Source organism: Tanticharoenia sakaeratensis NBRC 103193 (assembly GCF_000963885.1).
GTDB classification, from domain to species: Bacteria; Pseudomonadota; Alphaproteobacteria; order Acetobacterales; family Acetobacteraceae; genus Tanticharoenia; species Tanticharoenia sakaeratensis.
This window is the reverse complement of record NZ_BALE01000008.1, coordinates 1-5,695: the sequence shown is the minus strand read 5'-3', so window position 1 is coordinate 5,695 and position 5,695 is coordinate 1. Positions and strand designations below refer to the sequence as shown.

General features: G+C 57.4%; 5 protein-coding genes. 2 read left to right on the top strand and 3 right to left on the bottom strand.

All coding sequences use genetic code 11. From position 1 onward, the window contains the following. Positions 1-232 precede the first annotated feature (232 nt). Together B8446_RS16400 and B8446_RS02635 are read right to left on the bottom strand one after the other, a co-directional pair. Positions 233-451, bottom strand: a complete 219-nt coding sequence (locus B8446_RS16400) for a VOC family protein (protein ID WP_264921869.1) — start codon at positions 449-451, stop codon at positions 233-235. A gap of 159 nt (positions 452-610) precedes the next feature. Then, the gene (locus B8446_RS02635) at positions 611-1,453 is read right to left on the bottom strand and encodes a tetratricopeptide repeat protein (protein WP_084712016.1); all 843 of its coding nucleotides are present in this window, start codon (positions 1,451-1,453) and stop codon (positions 611-613) included. Between the two features lie 124 nt (positions 1,454-1,577). On the opposite strand from B8446_RS02635, the gene B8446_RS02630 reads away from it, so the two are divergent. Then, entirely contained in the window at positions 1,578-3,935 is a 2,358-nt protein-coding gene (locus B8446_RS02630) for a TonB-dependent receptor (RefSeq protein WP_084712015.1), read from the top strand. Positions 3,936-3,944: 9 nt separating this feature from the next. Continuing rightward, positions 3,945-4,631 carry a Fe2+-dependent dioxygenase gene (locus B8446_RS02625; RefSeq protein WP_048846955.1) on the top strand — a complete coding sequence of 229 codons (687 nt, stop codon included), beginning with the start codon at positions 3,945-3,947 and terminating at the stop codon, positions 4,629-4,631. Positions 4,632-4,815: 184 nt separating this feature from the next. Here B8446_RS02625 and B8446_RS02620 read toward each other — a convergent pair whose 3' ends face one another. Continuing rightward, the gene (locus B8446_RS02620; RefSeq protein WP_148505819.1) at positions 4,816-5,682 is read right to left on the bottom strand and encodes a DUF3363 domain-containing protein; all 867 of its coding nucleotides are present in this window, start codon (positions 5,680-5,682) and stop codon (positions 4,816-4,818) included. Positions 5,683-5,695: the final 13 nt, after the last annotated feature.

Genomic DNA, 5,695 nt, shown 5'->3' with positions numbered 1-5,695 from the left:
ACAGACCCTAACTTAAATCCGTGGGCATGTTCGGGGCAGGGTCATCTGTCAAGTCCATTATCAGCGGCCATTTTGCCGCGACCGAAGTCGCCACGGGCGTTATTCCCCGTTCAATGTCATGGGCCAGCCCACCCCGCTTGGCATTCGCCTCGACATCCGGATCCGCCTTCATGGCGGACATACGCGCTCAAAGAGCGTTGTTCCTTAAGCGGACCTCAGACGGCAGTTTGGTTCACGGACTTCTTTCGCCTATGTCGATCCGGTTGCCGTCCGGGTCGGCCAGCGCGAAGGCGCGTTGACCGTATTCTTTGTCGGCGAGGGTCTTTATAATCCTCACCTCCCCAGCCTCGCAAATCGCATAGAGCGCCGCTACATCGTAGACGAACATATGCATAACGTTGACTGTTGAGCCTTGTGTCCCGACTTCTGGCTCAGGTGAATTTCCGCACAATTTTTTGTCAGAACCATAAATCCGACAGGATCACACCGTTTTCAAATACTCTTTCGAAACCAAGGACGCGCGAGTAAAACGCTTGAGCATCATGAATGTCGCAGGCGCAGATTGTAGGTGCCACCCGCCCAAAGGTCATTTTGGTGTCCTGGCAGACAACTACAGTGACATCCGATCAGATGGACTTATCTGATCGGATAAAGTCGCTCTAAAAGAGGTGCCGGCTTTCGACGCCGGGTTGGGAACGGCCGAGATATCCGAGAGACGGCTTCGGACGCAATCGAGTATGGCCGCGTCACCTTCCAGACCCAACAACGCCAGATGTCGTTCCGCTGCCAGCAAAATATCCGACGTCGCGTGTGGCACGGCGCGGCGCCACCATTGTAGCGCCTCCTCTTTTTGGCCCTGATCCAGCAGGGCCGTGGCGTAGTTGTGCTGCCCGCGGTAGTCGCCACCCTCGTCCGAACGACGGTACCAGTCGAGGGCAATGACCGGGTCTCGCGAGGTTTCCCAGCCCTTCTCCGTAAATCGGGCCACGAGGTTCATCGATTTGGCGTGGCCTACGGATGCGGCCGCACGAAACAGAGCCAGTGCGCGGCTGAGATCCGCATCGATGCCCAGCCCGCGCATGAGAAGAATGCCAAGATTATACTGGCCCCACGGATCGCCGAGCTCACCCGCTCGTCGGTAACTGACGGCGGCTTTAGTGAGATCAATCGGGCAACCCCAACCAAAATGATAGCAGCGCCCGATCATATTATAAGCCGGGCCATACCCGGCGTTAGCGGCAATAAAAAACCATTGCCGCGCTCTGACAACGTCACGTGCGATATAAATGCTGTCCGGTAGAATATCGCCCCACTGTACCTGCGCGAGCACATGCCCTTTCATGGCATTCTGCCGGATCGTTTCGATTGCATCCGGCAAAGGTTTACGGCCGAGCAGCGACGTGCGTGATCTGCGAACGAAGGAAAAGGAACGTGTTGCGGCCGAGACGATCATGACGCTTTCGATCAGACGAAGAGAGGAGATTCGCACTGAGCACGATTTGAGCTTATTTGCAATTGCGAGTCGTTATCATCAGAGCTAAACAAAGCGTCTTCGTCACTTTCCGTTGCAGGATGTCATGAGCCGTTTCATTCGTCATTGCCTTACCCCTTTGCCCATCGTCACCGGGCTCGCTCTCTCGCCTTCACAGGGACTGGCGGCAGATACGGCGAAAAAATCTGACCATGATCATCACGACCGATACCGGCGCCCCGACAAGGAAAAATCGTTCGACAGTCATACGCTCGACGATGAAGAGCACCTGACGGTCATTGGGCACGGCTTTAACACGCTTCATCAGTCAATCGGGTTGTCACGCATGCCGCAGGATGTCCTGCACACACCGCAGAACATCAACGTGGTGCCACAGGCGTTGATGAAGCAGCAGAACGTCAAGTCGCTGGATGAAGCTCTGCGCGATGTGCCGGGCGTTACGTCCTCCATCGGAGAAGGTGCTGGCGGCATGAACGGCGACCAGTTCCTTATTCGTGGCTTTCAGGCCCAAAACGATATTTATGAGGACGGTTTGCGCGATTTTGGCGTCTATAGCCGTGACGCATTCAACATGGAGACAATTTCGGTCATCAAGGGGCCGTCGTCGGAGGTCTTCGGCAACGGGACGACCGGGGGCGCCATCAACATGGTGACCAAGATGCCAGGACTTGCCAATCGCTATACAGCAGACTTCAGCGGCGGTTCGGGCGGATATTATCGCGGTACGTTCGACGTCAACCAAAGGCTGAATGCCACGACTGCCTTCCGTATCGAAGGCATGGGGAACGAGAACAACATTGTTGGACGCGATTACGTCAATTCCCATCGCTGGGGGATTGCGCCGTCGCTTGCGTTCGGTCTGGGCGAACGAGCAACGCTCGTGCTGCAGTATATGCACCAGCAGGAAAACTCGGTTCCCGATTTTGGCGTGCCTGTCGTAAAAAAGCCTGGCACGGCCTATGCCATGCCAATCACGCAGTATGGTATTCCACGCACCAACTGGTATGGAACGAACAGCGACGAGAACGCGACGAACGACAATATGGAGACCGCGCGCTTCTCGTATAAATTGAACAAGCACATCACGTTCTATAACGATCTGCGCGGCGGTGAATTCTATCGAACCTTCGCTGCATCGAAAGCCACATGCGACCAAACCTGCGTCAATAACTATTTCCTCGGCAATCCGAACGCCGCTCTGGTCGCCCGGTCCGGTCCGGTCGGCGCGGGCAAAGGCACCGGACCAGGAACATACATGGCGCCATTGCCTTATCAGCAGACCAGCTGGTCCGTGCAGAATGTCGGCTCGATGGTAGCAGACTTCAACACCAGCGTCCTGAAGCACCAGGTCGTCGCAGGTTTCGATGTCGAGCGCGTGAACGACGTGCGTTCGCAATCGACCTATCTGAAGCCGAAGCCTTACGCAAATCTGGTCAATCCGAACCCTAATGTCGGCAATCTAGACATGGTCCCCGGCGATCTTAATCCAGGCGGTCTGGTCAATCTTGGCGGCATTGGCGCCAAGGATCACACCAATGGCTACGGGTTTGACGCGGGACTGTTTCTCTACGATCAGATCTGGTTCACGAACTGGCTGTCGATCAAGGGCGGTTTCCGCTGGGATCGTTGGCAGACCAGCTATAACGCGACGGGCGGCAACGTGGCGGCCAATCCGGATGTTCACTTCCATAATGTCACCAGCGTGTTCAATCCGAATACCAGCTTGCTGATCACGCCAGACAGCCACCAGACATATTACTTTACCTGGGCGAAATCGACGACGCCGACGGGCATGTATGTCACCAACGGGTCGGTGCCTATCCGTCCGCCAGGTAATACGATCGCAAATCCGGAAAAAGCCAGTCTTTACGAACTCGGCGCCAAATACAGCGCCTTCCATGATCGTATGGGATTTACAGCCTCGTTGTTCAGGCTGGAGAAAAACAACGCCACCAATGCTGATCCCGTCACCGGACAGATCGTCAGTACGGGTGACACGCAGCGCAATCAGGGCTTGGAGCTATCGGTCGGTGGCATAATCACACGTGGTTGGAATATCACTGCGACCTATGCCCTTTACGATAGCGATACGACGGCGTCGTTGACCAAGGCTAATATTGGTAAGAACGTTCAGTATGTTCCGCATAATCAGGCGACGCTGTGGTCGGTCTACGATGCGTTTTCGACCAAACCTTATAACGTCGCCTTCGGCGGCGGCGTGACATGGCGTCAGCATGTGTGGCTGGACCCCGGCAACACGGCTCGCGCACCGGCGAATCTGGATTTCGATGCCGTCGTCTCGCATCGCTTCAACAATCATTGGAAAGTCGCACTGAACGGCTACAATCTGGCTAACCGCCTGAACTATCAGAGTCTGTTTTCCAATCGCGCCACACCGTCTGCAGGCCGGACTTTTCTGGGGCAGTTAAGCTACAGCTACTGAGAACCGACCATGTTGATACATATCCCTGGCGTACTGACACCGGAAGAGCTCGCCTTCTGCCGGAAAACTCTTTCAGAGGCGGATTGGTCCGATGGCAAGGTGACGGCGGGGCAGCAGTCGGCCAAAGCGAAACAGAACCTTCAGGTGCCGCTGGATCATCCAGCGCACCGCGCTCTGGGTGACCTTGTCCTGCGGGCACTGGGACGTAACATGCTGTTCAACAGCGCAGTTGCGCCTCTCCGCGTCGTGCCGCCGCTGTTCAACCGGTACGATGTGGGCATGCGGTTCGACACGCACGTTGATAATGCCATTCGACCCATTCCAAATTCTGGCGGGATGCGCATCCGCACAGATGTCTCGTCCACTCTGTTCCTCACCGAACCTTCGGAATACGACGGTGGGGAATTAATGATGCACGACGCATCAGGCACTCAAGAAATCAAGCTGCCCGCCGGTGATATGATCGTATATGATACTACGTTGTTACACAGCGTGGCGCCCATCACGAAAGGTAGCCGTTGGGCCTCGTTTTTCTGGACCCAGTCCATGGTTCGTGACAGTGCGCGCAGGCAGATCCTATTCGATCTGGACCAGAACATCATCGATCTACGCCAACGCTTGGCGGATAATGATCCGGCAGTTCTCAATCTCGTCAACGTCTATCACAATCTGATGCGGCAGTGGTGCGAGTTGTAAGACGTCGCAGCCAAGAGAATTCGATTTTCGGTCAATGATCGGAGGACATTGTTGGTTCGTTTTTCCCCTTCAGCGCAACGGGGAAATGTCCGACTTCCTCGTGACTGTCACAAAAAACGGACATTCCGCCCACCACCCCATAGTCGCCATGCAACGCCCTGTCATCCCAGGGTCGTTTGCATGCCTACAACCCGATCCCCATGTCGCGTTTTCTTCCGAAGGACCAGTCCACACCGTCATCGTCGCGTCCGACACCCGAGACGTGCTGGCCCCGCTTTCTCTCCAGCGACGGCGTCCAAGGCACGAGCTGGAACTGGAGCCCGTCGTCGATCATGGCCATCCGTCCCCCACCCAGCGTGAAACGGCGGCGGTAGGTGCCGGTGACATACTCGCCCGCGACCGACGGGCTATGAATCAGTCCCGTCTCGCGCTCCAGCCTGCTGGCGAGATCGTCCCGTTCCCGCTGCTGCAATGTCGCCAGCATCCCGCGCGGATAGAAAACCTTTTCGCCCTCCTGCCGGGCGATGCCCTGTTCGACCAGATGCGCCCGGCGTCGGGCCAGCGCGTCGCGAAGCTCGGCGCCGAAACCCGCATCGCCCAGCGCGACCGGTTCCCGGGCGATCAACTGACGATCCAGCCACGTCGCCCCCCGCGCCGTCACCTGCTCCCCGATCGCCAGGTCCGAACGCACGGCAAGTGCTGCGCGTCGCCGGCCATCAGCACTCTCAAAACGCCGCAGTTCCACGATGGCGCCCGCGGGGGCGTCCGAGGCAGCGTCGAGCGTGGGCAGGCGGATATGGCGCGCATGCCCGTCCACGCCGTCGACGATCGCCCAGGCGCTGCCTTTTAGCTCGTCATCAAGACCGCGATCGACCAGCCGGCCGATGACCGGCCCAGTCGCCTGTTCTCCCGCCACGACCCAGGACGACGCCGCCCGGTCGATGCCCTTCTCCTTCAGGGCACGATGAAGCCGTTTGATGATGTCGCCCCGCTCACCCATCTCGCGCAGTGTCGGTTCGGCGGTGACCCTGCCCCGAACATGCCCACGGATTTAAGTTAGGGTC